Annotated in this window: 18 protein-coding genes; 15 read left to right on the top strand and 3 right to left on the bottom strand. The window is 70.3% G+C overall.

Annotated elements, in window-relative coordinates; all coding sequences use genetic code 11:
* Nucleotides 1–38: 38 nt before the first annotated feature.
* The 15 genes from fliD to AWU67_RS07625 all read left to right on the top strand — a co-directional run bounded on the left by fliD (nt 39) and on the right by AWU67_RS07625 (nt 12,576).
* The gene (gene fliD, locus AWU67_RS07695; protein ID WP_067227547.1) at nt 39–1,415 is read left to right on the top strand and encodes a flagellar filament capping protein FliD; all 1,377 of its coding nucleotides are present in this window, start codon (nt 39–41) and stop codon (nt 1,413–1,415) included.
* Nucleotides 1,412–1,978 (top strand): flagellar export chaperone FliS, encoded by a 567-nt coding sequence (locus AWU67_RS07690; RefSeq protein ID WP_335339038.1) that lies wholly within the window; start codon nt 1,412–1,414, stop codon nt 1,976–1,978. Before fliD ends, AWU67_RS07690 begins: the two co-directional genes overlap by 4 nt.
* 10 nt (nt 1,979–1,988) lie before the next feature.
* Nucleotides 1,989–2,354, top strand: coding sequence for a hypothetical protein (locus AWU67_RS07685; RefSeq protein ID WP_067227544.1), 366 nt, complete (start codon nt 1,989–1,991; stop codon nt 2,352–2,354).
* 162 nt (nt 2,355–2,516) lie between these two features.
* Nucleotides 2,517–2,858, top strand: coding sequence for a flagellar basal body rod protein FlgB (gene flgB / locus AWU67_RS07680; protein ID WP_067227542.1), 342 nt, complete (start codon nt 2,517–2,519; stop codon nt 2,856–2,858).
* Nucleotides 2,859–2,872: 14 nt separating this feature from the next.
* Entirely contained in the window at nt 2,873–3,262 is a 390-nt protein-coding gene (locus tag AWU67_RS07675) for a flagellar basal body rod protein FlgC (protein WP_067227540.1), read from the top strand.
* Nucleotides 3,262–3,582, top strand: a complete 321-nt coding sequence (gene fliE / locus AWU67_RS07670; RefSeq protein ID WP_067227539.1) for a flagellar hook-basal body complex protein FliE — start codon at nt 3,262–3,264, stop codon at nt 3,580–3,582. Before AWU67_RS07675 ends, fliE begins: the two co-directional genes overlap by 1 nt.
* Nucleotides 3,582–5,168: a flagellar basal-body MS-ring/collar protein FliF gene (gene fliF / locus AWU67_RS07665; protein ID WP_067227536.1), complete on the top strand. Its 1,587-nt coding sequence runs from the start codon at nt 3,582–3,584 to the stop codon at nt 5,166–5,168. The genes fliE and fliF overlap by 1 nt, the downstream gene beginning before the upstream one ends.
* On the top strand, nt 5,165–6,187 hold the full coding sequence (fliG, locus tag AWU67_RS07660; protein ID WP_067227534.1) for a flagellar motor switch protein FliG: 1,023 nt from the start codon (nt 5,165–5,167) through the stop codon (nt 6,185–6,187). The genes fliF and fliG overlap by 4 nt, the downstream gene beginning before the upstream one ends.
* Entirely contained in the window at nt 6,171–6,827 is a 657-nt protein-coding gene (locus AWU67_RS07655) for a FliH/SctL family protein (protein ID WP_067227532.1), read from the top strand. Before fliG ends, AWU67_RS07655 begins: the two co-directional genes overlap by 17 nt.
* A complete protein-coding gene (locus AWU67_RS07650) occupies nt 6,824–8,179 on the top strand; it encodes a FliI/YscN family ATPase (protein WP_425339195.1) in 1,356 nt (451 codons plus the stop codon). The genes AWU67_RS07655 and AWU67_RS07650 overlap by 4 nt, the downstream gene beginning before the upstream one ends.
* Before the next feature lie 2 nt (nt 8,180–8,181).
* The gene (locus AWU67_RS07645; RefSeq protein WP_067227529.1) at nt 8,182–8,634 is read left to right on the top strand and encodes a hypothetical protein; all 453 of its coding nucleotides are present in this window, start codon (nt 8,182–8,184) and stop codon (nt 8,632–8,634) included.
* On the top strand, nt 8,631–9,362 hold the full coding sequence (locus AWU67_RS07640; RefSeq protein WP_199922359.1) for a C40 family peptidase: 732 nt from the start codon (nt 8,631–8,633) through the stop codon (nt 9,360–9,362). Before AWU67_RS07645 ends, AWU67_RS07640 begins: the two co-directional genes overlap by 4 nt.
* Entirely contained in the window at nt 9,359–10,855 is a 1,497-nt protein-coding gene (locus AWU67_RS17835; protein ID WP_129586660.1) for a flagellar hook-length control protein FliK, read from the top strand. The genes AWU67_RS07640 and AWU67_RS17835 overlap by 4 nt, the downstream gene beginning before the upstream one ends.
* Before the next feature lie 11 nt (nt 10,856–10,866).
* Nucleotides 10,867–11,331, top strand: a complete 465-nt coding sequence (locus tag AWU67_RS07630) for a flagellar hook assembly protein FlgD (protein WP_067227524.1) — start codon at nt 10,867–10,869, stop codon at nt 11,329–11,331.
* 75 nt (nt 11,332–11,406) lie between these two features.
* On the top strand, nt 11,407–12,576 hold the full coding sequence (locus AWU67_RS07625) for a flagellar hook protein FlgE (RefSeq protein WP_067227522.1): 1,170 nt from the start codon (nt 11,407–11,409) through the stop codon (nt 12,574–12,576).
* An 87-nt stretch (nt 12,577–12,663) separates the two neighbouring features.
* Here AWU67_RS07625 and AWU67_RS07620 read toward each other — a convergent pair whose 3' ends face one another.
* From AWU67_RS07620 to AWU67_RS07610, 3 genes are all read right to left on the bottom strand, one after another.
* Nucleotides 12,664–13,638 carry a DNA topoisomerase IB gene (locus AWU67_RS07620; protein ID WP_067227519.1) on the bottom strand — a complete coding sequence of 325 codons (975 nt, stop codon included), beginning with the start codon at nt 13,636–13,638 and terminating at the stop codon, nt 12,664–12,666.
* 6 nt (nt 13,639–13,644) lie between these two features.
* On the bottom strand, nt 13,645–13,935 hold the full coding sequence (locus AWU67_RS07615) for a hypothetical protein (protein ID WP_067227517.1): 291 nt from the start codon (nt 13,933–13,935) through the stop codon (nt 13,645–13,647).
* Between the two features lie 105 nt (nt 13,936–14,040).
* Nucleotides 14,041–14,295 (bottom strand): hypothetical protein, encoded by a 255-nt coding sequence (locus AWU67_RS07610; protein WP_234407391.1) that lies wholly within the window; start codon nt 14,293–14,295, stop codon nt 14,041–14,043.
* Nucleotides 14,296–14,332 lie beyond the last annotated feature (37 nt).

Raw genomic sequence — 14,332 nt, 5'->3', positions numbered from 1 at the left:
CAGGAACGCGCGACAGTCGAAACGCGAAGGCAGAACTCATGGGAATCTCTCTCGGCGGACTCGTCAGCGGGCTCAACACCGCGGATCTCATCAAGTCGTTGATGGCTGTCGAGGCGATCCCGCAGAACCTCCTGCAGAACAAGTACGTCTCCACGCAGAACTACCTCAAGTCGCTCCAGACCTTGAACAGCTCGGTCGCGGCCCTCGCGGAGCTGGGCAAGAACGGCATGAAGCCGGACGCCCTCGACCTCTACACGGCCAGCAGCTCCGACAAGTCCGCCACCGTCACGGTCAGCAAGGGTGCCGGGGCCACGCAGCTCGATGTCACCGTCGAGAAGCTGGCGCAATCGCAGCAGCTCGTGACCGACGCCATGGCCACCTGGCCGACTGACCCGCCCGTGCTCACCGTCAAGTCGGCCGACGGCACGCTGACCGAGATCACCGCTGAGTCGTCGTCGCTGTTCGACGTCGTCTCGGCCATCAACGCCGCGGATGCCGGTGTGCAGGCCACTCGTGTCGCCTCCGGTGTTGACGCCGTGACCGGCGACACCCTCTACCGCCTGCAGCTCACGGCCAAGGAGTCGGGAACAGCAGGCGCATTCACCGTCTACGACGGCACCAAGGCGGCCGTCACCGCCGGCACCGCCGGCCAGCTGACCGCCACCACGATCCGCAGCGCCGAGAACGCCGAGGTCACCCTCTGGAAGGGCACGGCCGCCGCGCAGACCATCACGTCAAGCAGCAACACCTTCACGGACCTGGTGCCCGGCATCAGCGTGGCCGTCACCGCTACGAGCGCGACGCCGATCACTGTCACCGTCGCCCGTGACGACAAGGCCATCGGCAAGGTCGCCGAGACGCTCATCGGCAAGCTCAACGAGATCTTCGACTTCATCGCAACGAAGCGCACGCTCACGACAACGACGGGCGCCGACGGCAAGCCCGTCGTGACGGGCGGCGTGTTCAGCTCCGACAGCACCGTGCGCGATGCCGAGCAGAAGCTGATGAATGCGGCATCCGCACCCATCAACGGCCGCTCGCCGTCCGAGTTCGGCATCAGCATCACCAAGGGCGGCCGGATGGAGTTCGACGCCGAGAAGTTCGCGAAGTCACTGGCCGCAGACCCGGCGGCCACGCAGAACGCGCTCACCGTGATCACGACCCGCCTTGAGGAGGCCGCCCGCCTCGCCTCCGACAAGTACGACGGCCAGATCACGGCGAAGATCACCGGGCAGACGGCCCTCTCCAAGGACATCACCACCCAGATCGCAGACTGGGACCGCCGCCTGGCGTTGCGAGAGGACACCCTCAAGCGCACCTACTCGGCGCTCGAGGTGCAGCTCAGCAAGCTGAACGCGCAGTCCTCCTGGATCGGCTCGCAGCTGGCCGGCCTGAACTCCGGGAACTCGCAGTGAAGCTGATCGTCACCCCCGAGACTGCCGCACAGCCCGTCGACGTCACGCCCCCGGCCGCACCCGCAGCGGGCCTGGCGCCCGTCACCCCGCTCGGCCAGCTCGCCGGCGCGGCGATGCCGGTGCCGCTGCGCCGACCGGCCGCAGAGCGCGGCGCCGCCGACCGTGCTGCGCAACTCAACCGCGACGCCGTGCTGTCGGCGACGCCGGTGCGGCTGCTCACCATGCTCTACGACCGGCTGCTGCTCGACCTCAACCGGGCGGAGCAGGCGCAGTCGGTCGAGAACTGGGGCGTCGCGAGCGAACAGCTGCAGCACGCCCAGGCCATCCTGGCCGAGCTGAGCGGGTCGCTGAAGCTCGACGTCTGGGACGGCGCCGACGGCCTGCTGGCGCTGTACACGTACGTCACCAACGCCCTCGTCATGGCCAACATCCACCGCGACATCGCCCGCACCCGCGAATCCATCGCGCTGCTCGAGCCGCTGCGGCTGGCCTGGCACGATGCCGCGGCCATCCTGCCGGCCGGACCGTCCGCCACGGGCACGGGAGCGATCGGCATTGCCTAGACCGCAGAGCGTGCCGGCCCGCGCGACGGAGGTGGCCGAGGAACTCTGGGCACGCGTCCTGACCGAGCTGGAATCCGAGCTGGAGATCGAGCCGGCCGCCGAATCGGAGGCCGAGCTCGGCCCGGCCGACAGCGTCGGCGACGACGCGAGCCATGTCTCCTTTGCCGGCAGCGGCATGTGGAGCGCTCCCGCTCAGCTGCCCGTGCTCCCCGAATCCCTGCGCGAACGCGCCGACGCCCTCTACCAACGGCAGAACGAGCGCGAGGCCGAGCTGCTCGCCGAGCGCGCCGACGTGCTGCGGCACCTCGAGGCGCTGCGCTCCGTGCCGCGCCCGCGCGCGGCCGCGTCATCCGTCTACCTCGACGTCTCCGGCTGAGCCCGGCCCGCGCACGAATTGTGCGCGCACAACAATTGCGTGCGCGCGAACACTAACGGATCGACCCGAGCGGCCGATTGTGAGTTATGAGCACGGATTGCTCGCCTCCTTCGGCCACGGATCGGCCACCTGTCACTCGCATCGCCGTCATGAAGGACGAATGTGTTCGATTCCGTGAGCTTCTCCGCGATCTCCAGCGCTCTGGATGGCCTGGCCCTGCGCCAACGCACCATCGCAGACAACATCGCCAACATCAACACCGCCGGCTACACGGCCAAGCGGGTTGCATTCGAGGGCGCACTGGCCAGCTCGATCGCCCGTGGTGACGGGCACGCTGACGCCACGACGGAGCGCTCACTCGAGCCGACGAAGCTCAACGGCAACAACGTCAACCTCGATACCGAGACGCTCTCGAACATCGACACCGTGCTGCGCTTCCAGTTCGCCTCACGGGCGATCGAGGGCCAGTTCACGAGTGTGCGCAGCGCGATGAGAAGCAACTAACGGGGGAGCGGGACATGACTTTTGACGCAATTGGAATCGCCGGCTCGGCCCTGAACGTGCACCGCAAGTGGCTCGACGCGATCTCCGACAACATCGCCAACATCAACACCGTCACCTCGACAGACGGTGCCGCGTTCCAGGAGCGCTACGTGCTCGCCCAGGAAGGTGCCGACGGCGGCGTCTTCGTCGCGGGCACCGCGCTCGGCGACGCAGAGGGCCGCATGGTGCACGATCCAGAGCACCCGCTGGCCGACGCCAACGGATACGTGCGCTACCCAGAGATCGACCTCGGCGCCCAGATGGGGCAGCTGATCATGGCGCAGCGCGGCTACCAGGCCAACGCCGCTGTCGTCGACAGAGCCAAGGAGAGCTACCAGGCAGCCCTCCAGATCGGACGTGGCTAATGCCCATCGGACCCATTGACGCAATCGGCGCTGGAGCGGTTCAGGGCGTGCGTCCGAGCGGCTACATCGACCAGGCCGCCGCACCGGCGGCCAGCGGGGGAGCCGGGTTCGCCACGGCGCTCAGCGGCGCCGTCGAGAACATGCAGCAGGTGCAGACCGCATCGAGCGAGCTCTCCCTGCGCGCCGTCACCGGTGACCTCACCGACATCCACGCCGCCACGATCGCGTCGACCAGGGCACAGGTGACCGTCGAACTCGTCGCCGCCGTGCGCAACAAGGGTGTCGACGCCTTCAACGAGATCATGAGGATGCAGGCCTAATGCCGCGGCAGGTCACCTCCGCGCTGCAGCGCTTCACCGCAGGTCTGCGCGAATTCACCGTCGCACAGCGCACGATCGCGCTGCTCGCCGTCGCCGTGCTGGTGCTCGGCGTCGCCGGCCTGGGCATCTGGCTCAGCCGGCCGTCATACGCCCCGCTGTTCACCGGCCTGCAGGCCGCCGACGCGAGTGCGATCGTCGAGCAGCTCCAGTCCGACTCCATCCAGTACCAGCTCAGCGATGGCGGCTCCAGCATCCTCGTGCCGCAGGACGACGTCTACGCTCAGCGCCTCAAGGCCGCCGCGGCCGGGCTGCCGAGCTCGAGCAGCGGGGGATACTCGCTGCTCGACAAGATGGGCGTCACCACCTCCGAGTTCCAGCAGTCCGTGACCTACAAGCGGGCCCTCGAGGGCGAGCTCGCCGCGACGATCGGCGCGCTGACCGGCGTGAAGACCGCGTCTGTGCGCCTCGCCATCCCGCAGGAGACCGTCTTCGCCGCCGAGAAGGAGGCGCCGACGGCATCCGTGTTCATTGAGACCAACCGCGGCGTCACGCTCGGCGCAGACCAGGTGCAGGCGATCGTGCACCTCACCTCGGCATCGATCGAGGGCATGAAGTCGACGGACGTCGCCGTGATCGACTCGGCCGGCACCGTGCTCTCCGCCGTCGGCGGCGGCCCGACCGGCGGAGCGGGCAAACTCGCCAGCGACTATGAGACCCGCGTGCGCGACTCCGTGCAGACGATGCTCGACAAGGTCGTCGGCGCCGGAAACGCCACCGTCGTCGTCGCCGCCGACGTCAGCACCGAATCGGCCGAGCGCACCGCTGAGACGTTCACCGCGCCGGAGACGATCACGTCACTGAACGAATCCCGCGACACAGAGACCTACACCGGAACCGGCGGAGCCGGGGCCGGGGTGCTCGGGCCGGACAACATCGCTGTGCCGGGCGGCACGGGCGGCGACGGCACGTACAACTCCGAGTCGGTCACCCGCAACAACGCGATCGACAAGGTCACCGAGACGCGCACGATCCCGGCCGGCACGCTCAGCCGCCAGTCGGTCTCCGTCGCCGTCAACGACGACGTTCCCGGAACCGTGAACATCCGCAACCTGCGGGCGCTCGTCTCGGCCGCGGCCGGCATTGACGTGGCCCGTGGTGACACGGTCACCGTCGAGTACATGACCTTCGACGCCAGTGGGGCAGCCGCGGCACAGCAGGCGCTCACCGACGCCAAGGACGCGGCCGCCGGCGAGCAGCTCACCGAGATCGTGCGGACCGCGATCATCGCCCTCACCGCGCTCCTGCTGATCGTCCTGGCCGCGGTGCTGGTGAGCCGCTCGCGGCGCGCCCGCCGCGAGGCCGTCGACGAGGCAGAACTCGAGGCAGCCCGTCAGGCGCTGGAGGTGCCGGAGCACCCCCTGATGCTGCAGGCCCCGACCGTGCCGCTGGAGCTGGAGACCGAGGTGCTGCCCGTCGCACCGGATGCCGACCGCACCCGCTCCGAGATCGAGCGACTTGCAGAGCGGGACCCCAAGAAGACCGCCGAGTACCTGCGGGCGCTCATGGATGACAAGGCATCGGTATGAACGTCGCCAAGGGTGCAACGCTGAGCGGTGCGCAGAAGGCCGCCGTCGTGTTGATGAACATGGACCCGCTGCGCGCGGCCGCCGTGATGAAGCAGTTCGACGAGCACGAGGCGGAGGAGATCGCCGGCGAGATCATCCGGCTGCGTCGCGTCGATGCCCAGGTCGCCGAGCAGACGCTCGCCGAGTTCCACACGCTGGCCACCCGCGGCCTGCACCAGACCCGCGGCGGGCGCGACTTCGCGGTCGGCCTGCTTGAGGCGTCTTTCGGCGCCGAGAAGGCAGCCGGGGTGATGAGCCGCGTGGCCTCCACCATGGCCGGCCGGGCCTTCGAGTTCCTGGATGCCGCGGAGTCCAGCCACGTGCAGGCGCTGCTCTCCGATGAGCTGCCGCAGACCGCTGCCCTCGTGCTCGCCCACCTCCGGCCGGAGCACGCCTCTGCCGTGCTCGCCGGATTCGAGGAATCCGCCCGCACCGACGTGGCCCAGTGCATCGCCACCATGGGCGTGGCCACCCCGGAAGCCGTGCGGATCCTCGCCGACACCCTCAAGCTGCGCACGGGCGCCGTCGTCTCCTCCCGCGACAGCTTCGACGTCGTCGGCGGCATCCAGCCCCTCGTCGAGATCATCAACCGCTCCGACCTCGCCACCGAGCGTGCCGTGCTCGAAGGCCTGGAACTGCGCGACCCGGTACTGGCCGAGGAGCTGCGCTCGCGCATGCTCACGTTCGAGGACATCGTGCGACTGGAACGACGCGATGTGCAGCAGCTGTTGCGCGGCATCGACGTCCGCGTCTTGGCCGTCGCCATGAAGGGCGCGTCGGAGCCGGTGTCGGAGATGATCCGCAGCAACATGTCCGAGCGCAACCGCGACGTGCTCGACGACGAGATCCTCTCCACGGGACCGCTGCGCCTCTCGCAGGTCGAGGAGGCCCGCGCCGAGGTCGTCCGCGCCATCCGCACCCTCGAAGCGGATGGCCAGATCACCGTGACCCGGGGAGACGACGATGCGTACCTCGATTGACGACGGCTTCGCGGCCATCGCCTTCCCGAGCGTGGACGGCGCTGGAACCGGTGCGACGGGGGCTTTGTCCCCGGCAGCGCTGGCCCTGATCTCAGAGCGCGCCAGCGTGCGCGGCCACGCGGCTGGCTACGCCGAGGGGCTCCGTCAGGCGGATGCCGCGGCCCGCGTGCGGCTGGCCGAACTCGAGGCGGCGCAGGCTGTCATCGCGGCGGAGGCGCTGGCCCGGCTGGACGCCGCCCGCGCGGTGCTGGACACAGCCATCGCCGCCGTGCAGCGCACGGCGCTGCCGCTGTTGGAGCAGAGCGATGACACGCTGGTGTCCGCCGCCCTCGAGCTCGCGGAGGCCGTCATCGGCCTGGAACTCCGCGACGAGCAGCGCGGCGCGAGCGCCGCACTGCAGCGAGTGCTCGGTGCCCTGGCGGCAGAGACCACCCACCCCGAGCTCATCGTGCGCCTGCAACAGGACGACCTCGCGCTGCTGCGCGAGACCGGCCAGCTCCCGGAAGGCCTCACCGTGCAGGCCGACCCCACGCTCTTCCGCGGTGACTCCGTTGCCGTGTTCGCAGACGGGCTCGTCGACGCTCGCATCGACAGCGCCCTGCGCCGCGCCAAACTCGCCCTCCTCGCGGAGCCGATGTGAGCGCCGCCACCCGTGAGGCTCCCGTGTCCGGCGCCCTGACCGCCCGCCTCCGCGCGGCGAGGCTTGCCGCCGCGCCGGAGCGCAGCGGTTTGGTGTCTTCGATCGTGGGCCTCGGCATCGAGGTCGTTGGGCTGGACTGCGCCATCGGCGACCTGGTCACCCTGGGCGGCGGGGACGCCGCGGGCGACGCTCCCATCGAGGCCGAGGTCGTCGCTTCCACACGCGGCGGCATCCGCTGCATGCCGCTCGGCCGCATGGCCGGCATCAAGGTCGGCACGCCGGTGCGCTCCCGCAACCAGCCCGTGCGCGTGCCAACGGGCACCGGTCTGTTCGGCCGGGTGCTCGACGGCCTCGGCCGGCCGATCGACGGCAAGGGTCCGCTGCAGGTCGACGGCTACGTTTCCCTGCACAACGAGGCTCCCTCCGCGATGCACCGGGCGCGCATCGACACCCCGCTGCAACTCGGCGTGCGCGCGCTCGACACCTTGACCACCGTCGGCAAGGGTCAGCGCCTCGGCCTGTTCGCCGGCTCCGGCGTCGGAAAATCCTCGCTTCTCAGCATGATCGCCCGCGGCACCGACGCCCAGATCAGCGTCATCGCCCTGATCGGCGAGCGTGGCCGCGAGGTGCGCGAGTTCCTCGAGGACGACCTCGGCCCTGAGGGCCTGGCCCGCGCCATCGTGGTCGTGTCCACCTCCGACGAGCCCGCCCTGATGCGCCTGCGCGCCGCCTTCGTCGCAACCCGCATCGCGGAGTCGTTCCGCGAGCAGGGCAACGACGTCATGCTGATGATGGACTCGCTGACCCGGGTCGCCATGGCCCAGCGCGAGATCGGCCTCTCGGTGGGGGAGCCGCCGGCCACCCGGGGCTACCCGCCCTCGACGTTCTCTGTGCTCGCCCAGCTTCTGGAGCGTGCGGGAACGGGCGAGCGCGGCTCCGTCACCGGCATGTACACGGTGCTCGTCGACGGCGACGACCACAACGAGCCGATCGCCGACTCCGCCCGCTCGATCCTGGACGGCCACGTCGTGCTGGACCGCAAACTCGCCGTCATCGGGCACTTCCCCTCCATCGACGCGCTGGGATCCGTCTCTCGCGTCGCCGGCCGGGTGACGACGCCGGAACGCCGCGAACACGCCACGGTGCTGCGCCGGGCGCTCTCCGCCCGCCGTTCCGCACAAGACCTGCTCGATGTCGGGGCCTACCGCCGCGGGACGAACCCGCTGGTGGACGCCGCCGTCGACCACGAGGGCGAGATCAACGCCTTCCTGCAGCAAAGCATGAGCGATCAAACGACCGCGGATGACGCCTGGGCCGCACTGGCCCGCCTGAGCCGACTGTTGGGGGTATGACCATGACGCGAGCATTCGCACTGGATGGGCTGCTGCGTCTTCGACGCCTGGAGCAAGACCAGGCAGCGGGCAGCCTCGCCGCCGCCAACGCCGGCCGGCGCGAGAGCGCCGCCAGGGAGGCGGCAGCCCGGGCCGGGCTCGGCGATTCGCCGGCCACGCCGGAGACGCTCGGCGCGCTGCACGGGATCGCCGCCGCACGGGCATCCGCCCGCAGCATGGTGGCAGAGCTCGGCGCCGTCACCCTCGAACGCCAACGTCGTGCAGAGGAGGCGCAGCAGGAGTACTCCGAGGCCCGCCGCAGCACGCTGAGCATCGAGAAGCTGGCCGACCGCCACGCCGAGAACGTGGCCGTAGAAGAGCTTCACGCAGAGCAGATCGTGCTCGACGAACTTGCCGGAGCTGCCTGGCAGCGCACGAGCGCCGGGCACGGCACGACAGAGGGGGAGGCACGATGACCGCGGCCATGACCGAGGCGATCGGCCGGATCCAGACGATCCGCACCACGATCGAGCAGCTGAGCGGCGCGTCAACCGCGCGCGCCGCCTCCACAGCAGACACCACCGCAGGGGCCGCGAACACCGATTTCTCGGCGCTGCTGAACAAGGCACTGAGCAGTGCCGGTGCGGCGCAGAGCAGCGGTGTCGCCGGCAGCGAGGGTGTCACCGGCACCGCCGTCAAGGATGCCGCCATGAAGTACATCGGCGTGCCTTACGTCTTCGGCGGCGAAGACGCCAACGGCATGGACTGCTCGGGGCTCGTGCAGCGCGTCTACGCCGACCTCGGCATCGAGGTTCCCCGCCTGGTCTCCGGCCAGATGACCGCGGGAACCCCGGTCGCGTCGCTCGCCGAGGCCCAGCCGGGCGACCTCATCGTCACCGACAACGCCGAGCACATCGTCATCTACGCCGGCGACAACAAGGTGATTCACGCCCCCTATGAGGGCCGCACCGTCAGCTACGTCGACCGCTGGTTCGACGAGTCGGACATCGTCACCATCCGCCGCATTGTGCCGACCGAGACAGCCAACACGGCGTCGCTCGGCAGCGGCGCCATCCCCGGGCAGCGACTCGACCTGCAGGCACTGCTCGGCTCGATCACCGGCCAGCAAACGAACTCCTCCACCATGAACGAATCACTGCTCGCCGCGGCCCGCGCTGCAATGCTGGGCGGGGGCACCCGATGAGCATGCCTCTGATCAGCGTGGCCGCACCCGCCCGTGCCGCCGCCCCGGCATCCTCTCCCGGCACGACCGACGCCGGCGCCGGCTTCGGTGCGGCGCTGGCCACGCTCGTGGGCGGCCGCGGCCCCGCCGCGCGCGAACAGGACCCGGCCGGCGATGCCGGTGCAGAGACCGGCGCCGACAACGCTGCGGATGCGGGCGCCCAGTCGAGCGTTCCCGCTGCGGAGACGCCGGGCGTCGCGCAGGCCAGCGGCTTCTGGGGCGCTTTCGCTGCGGCGTCCACGATCGCCCCTGCCGTGACGGCCGGCACCCCGAGCGTGCCAGAAGCAGCGCCGCTCGGCCAGGGCACGACCGCCGTTGCGGCGGCCGGTGCCGCCGGTGCAGCGCAGCCGACCGCCGGTCTCGCCACAGCCCCCGCTGCGGTGCCGGCCGTCGCCGCGCAGCTCGATGCAGCAGCCCAGACTGCGCAGGCCGTTCAGACTGCACAGGCCGCCCAGAGTGCACAGACCGCCCAGAGTGCACAGACCGGCAGCGCCGCGGCGGCTCCACTTGCGGCCGCCGGGGCAACCGCCCCCGCCGTGCACACCGGCGGCCCCCGCGGTGCCGTCGCCCTCGTGTCAACCACAGCCACACCCGCCGCCCCGATTGCGGCGGATGTTGTGCCGGGCGAGCCGCGCCCGGTCGCGCCGATCGCGACCGCAGCCACCGCCAACTTCACGGCCAACGCCGGTAGCAACCCCACTGCGCAGGGCAGTGCGAACCCGGCCGCGACGCCCGCCGCGCAGGCCGCCCGGCCCGCGTCGCTGCCGTCGGCCGGCGGTGCCCCACTCGAGGGCAGCAGCCAGAACGCCCCCGTCGTCGCGCCCGCGGCGGCGCTCGCCCCGAGCGCGGTCACCAACTCGGCGCTCACGAGCACGGCCACCGTCGCCCAGCCCGGCGTGGCCGCCCAGCCGGCACCGCTGGCCGCGCAACTGGCCCGGCCGCTGTTCACCCTCGCGGCGGCCGGTGACGGAACGCACCACATGACGATCACCGTGAACCCGGAACGCCTGGGCCCGGTCACGGTGCAGGCGGTCGTCGCCGGCGACCAGCTCCGCATCGAGCTCTTCACCCCGACGGACGTGGCCAGGGATGCCGTGCGCGGCATCCTCGGCGAGCTGCGCCGGGACCTCGCCGGCACCGGCCTGCATGCAAGCCTCGCCCTCTCCGCAGACGATGCACCCACCAGGCAGGGCGGGCAGGCGGGGCAGAACGCCCCAGGCCAGCAGCAGCCCGGCCCGCACACGGCCGCCCAGAACCAGCCCGGCCAGGGCGGCGCAGGCCAGAACCAGCAGGGCCAGCACGGCCCAGGGCAGAACGGCACCGCCCCCGCCGAGCCGGCCGACGCAGCCCCCCGCACCCTGGGGGCGTTGCAGGCCGATGAGCATGCCAGCGACGCCGAACTCCTCGCAGCCTCTGCTGCATCCGCCCACCCGCACTTCGATCTGATCGCATAGAAGAGGACCCCGTGCCGATTGACCCCGTCACCACCGCAAACCGCGGTGGCATCTACACCAACGCCCCCGTCCGGGCGCCCAAGCAGGACATGGACGGTGAGGTGTTCATGTCGCTGCTGGTCACCCAGCTGCAGAACCAGGACCCGAGCTCGCCGATGGACACCGGCCAGATGATCCAGCAGACCACCCAGCTGGCGATGATGGAGAAGATGAACGAGCTCGCCGTCACCAGCGCGGAAGGCTTCTCGCTGCAGATGCGCTCGGCCGCCGCCGCACTCGTCGGCCAGCAGGTCACCTATGTGGATGCGAAGGGCGACACCATCACCGGCATCGCCGAGTCCGTCTCGTACACCGGTGCTGTACCCACTGTCTCCGTCGGCGGCAAGAACATCCCGCTCGACGTGATCGCCAGCGTCACCGCCCCGCCGGCGACCACCCCGCCCGTCAGCCCACCGGCTCCGAAGGAGCCCAGCTAGCTGCCCACCGACCCCGCAAATCCCGGCGCAGCCGCCGCCGTCTGACCGCCGACACTTCCACCGAAAGGCCAACACATGCTTCGCTCGCTCTACTCCGGAATCTCCGGCCTCCGCTCGCACCAGACCATGCTCGACGTCACCGGCAACAACATCGCCAACGTCAACACCACCGCATTCAAGGGTTCTGCCGTGCAGTTCCAGGACACGCTCTCCCAGCTCACCCAGGGTGCAGGTGGCCCGCAGGCGCAGACCGGTGGCACCAACCCATCGCAGGTCGGACTCGGCGTGCAGGTCGCCGGCATCTCGACCAACTTCACCCAGGGCTCCGCCCAGGCGACCGGCCGGGCGACCGACATGATGATCGCGGGCGACGGCTTCTTCGTCACCAGCATCGGCGGCGAGACCCGCTACACCCGCGCCGGCGCCTTCGAGCTCGACGCCGACGGCCGACTGACCGCGCCCGACGGCTCCCTCGTGCAGGGCTGGAACGCCGTGAACGGCCAGGTCCCCACCGGCGGTGCCGTCGGCACCATCAGCCTGCCGTTGAAGGGTGTTTCCCCCGCCGTGGCGACCACCGCCGCATCCGTCGGCGGCAACCTGCCCTCCGACGCCGCCGACGGCACCGCGCTCGTCCGCGACGTGCCGGTGTACGGCGCCGACGGCAAGCCGGGCACCCTGAGCCTCACCTTCACCAAGACGGCCGCCGGTTGGGACGTCTCCGGCACCGCGGGCGGCGCACCCGTCACGGGCACGCTCAGCTTCACCAACGGCGTGCAGACCGGTGCAACGCCGCTCGTGCTCGGCGGCATCACCGTCGACCTGGCCGGTATCACCGGCTACGCCACGCTCAGCACTGTCGCCATCGAGGGGCAGAACGGCCGCCAGGCCGGCACGCTGGAATCCTTCACCCTCTCCAAGGACGGCACGCTCGTCGGCCTGTTCAGCAACGGCGCGAAGGAGCCCATCGCCCGCGTGGCGCTGGCCACCTTCGCCAACCCTGGCGGCCTCGAGAAGGCCGGATCCTCCGGATACCGCGCCACCGTCAACTCGGGCAACGCGGCATACGGCGTTCCCGGCGGCGACGGCCTCGGCGTGCTCGCCGGCGGCCAGCTCGAGATGTCGAACGTCGACCTCTCGCAGGAGTTCACCAACCTGATCGTCGCCCAGCGTGGCTTCCAGGCGAACGCCCGCATCATCACCACCTCCGACGAGGTGCTGCAGGAGCTCACCAACCTGAAGCGCTAACGCCCAGAACGCGGCGCGCGTCGCCTGCGGAGGCCAGAATCTCAGATTCTGGCCTCCGCACCTGATTAAGCCCTGCCGCGGTCCGCCTCAGGCGTTGTCGCCGAGCAGCAACAGCCTGAGTGCCGACTCCGGTGCCAGCCCGTTCGTCTGGAGCACACGCCCCTCACGGAACCGGTCGAACACGCGGGGGTCGATGTAGGTGGCGCGCGCAACCGTCGGCGTGTTGCCGAGCGCCTCGGCGGTGACCCGGCTCGCCTCCGTTGCGGCCCGCCGCCTGGCCGCCGCGCTCGGCTGCCGGCCCTGCGCCGCGAGTGACTGCGCGGCCGTGATGGTGCCGTGCAGCGTGCGGAAATCCTTCGCCGTGAAGTCGCCTTGCGTGCGCTCCCGCACGTACTCGTTCACCTCGTCGGCGCGCAGCGGATGCCAGCCGGAGTCGTCCTGCCAGGCGAGCAGATGGGCGTCTGGCCCGCGCCTTTTCAGCGTTCGCACCGCGCGGGCGAGATCGGGGTCCGTCGTCCGCGATGACCAGTCGACGGCACTCTTGCCGGTGAATGCGAGGAGCACGGTGTCGCCGGAGACGTGCGCATCGGAGCCGAGCAGCGTCGTCAGCCCCCTGCTGCCGTGCCGCTTCGCGTAGCGTTCGCTCCCGACGCGCAGGTAGGCGCTGTCCAACAAACGGAATGCCACGGCCAGCGCCCGCGCCCTGCTTTGCCCGTCCGCGCGCAGGTCCCGGGTGACCACCCGCCGCGCGGCGGGAAGTCTGGCTGCCAGGTCCAGAGCCCTGTCGTACTTCCGCTTCGCCTGCCTGCGCTGCCACTGCTCGTGATAGAGGTATTGGCGTCTCCCGGCCTCGTCGGTGCCGACCACCTGGATGTGCGCATTCGCGTGGGGTGCGATCCAGACATCGGTCCAGGCGGGCGGAATGCGCAGTGCGTCGACTCGCTCAGCGACCTCTTCGTCCGCGAGTACTGAACCCTGTTGGTCCACGATGGTGACGTCGTCGCCGGCGCGGACCAAGCTCCAGCCCGGCGTGGCGGGGTCGACCGTGCGCAGGCGGGGCATGGCGGGTCAGTCGGTGTCGCGGTCGGTGGAGGCGGGCACGGAGAAGGAAGCGTCCTTCTCGCGGGCTGCGGCGCCCACGGCATCCACCAGTTCGCCGGGGGAAACGTGCAACCCGGACTCGGTGCTCCGCTCAAAAACAACAGCATGGACGTGGCGCAGGTCGTGCGTTCCGAGATCGGCGACGGTCTGGGCGGCAATCCCATCCAGTTTCTCCCGATCGGTGACCGCATCCTGCTCCATCACGGGCTCATCTTGGGTGTTCGAGCCCTCATCGGCAGGCAGCTTAAAGTCGTTCATGGCACGCTCCATCCATTCGGCTAAAGAGTTTCGCTGGGTGTTTTTCGCTGGGTGTGTGTCGTGGGTTGAGTTTCAGTGGGCGCTCTCGGGGGTACGCCTCCGGCGTCAGCCGGCCGTTGCCAGCACCCGGGCGAGCCCCGCTGTCGCGATGTCCGTTGCAACCCGCTGGAGCTCGCTGTCGGAGACCTCGACACTGAACTGGTTGAGCTGCTCGCGCAGGATGCTCTTCACAGCTGCGGGGGTGCGGCCATCAAGCTCCGGCCGCACTGCACTGATCACGTCGCTGGCCCCGATGGTGCCTGGCCCCTTGGCGACAGCGAGGGTGAGCCTTGGATTGGTCCGTGACGCCTGTTCGGCCATGTTGTGCATGTTCCTTGATCCGTCCTACTGAGAGTTC

Source organism: Microterricola viridarii (genome assembly GCF_001542775.1).
In the GTDB taxonomy this organism is placed as follows: domain Bacteria; phylum Actinomycetota; class Actinomycetes; order Actinomycetales; family Microbacteriaceae; genus Microterricola; species Microterricola viridarii_A.
This window is presented reverse-complemented; position numbering and strand designations above follow the sequence as displayed.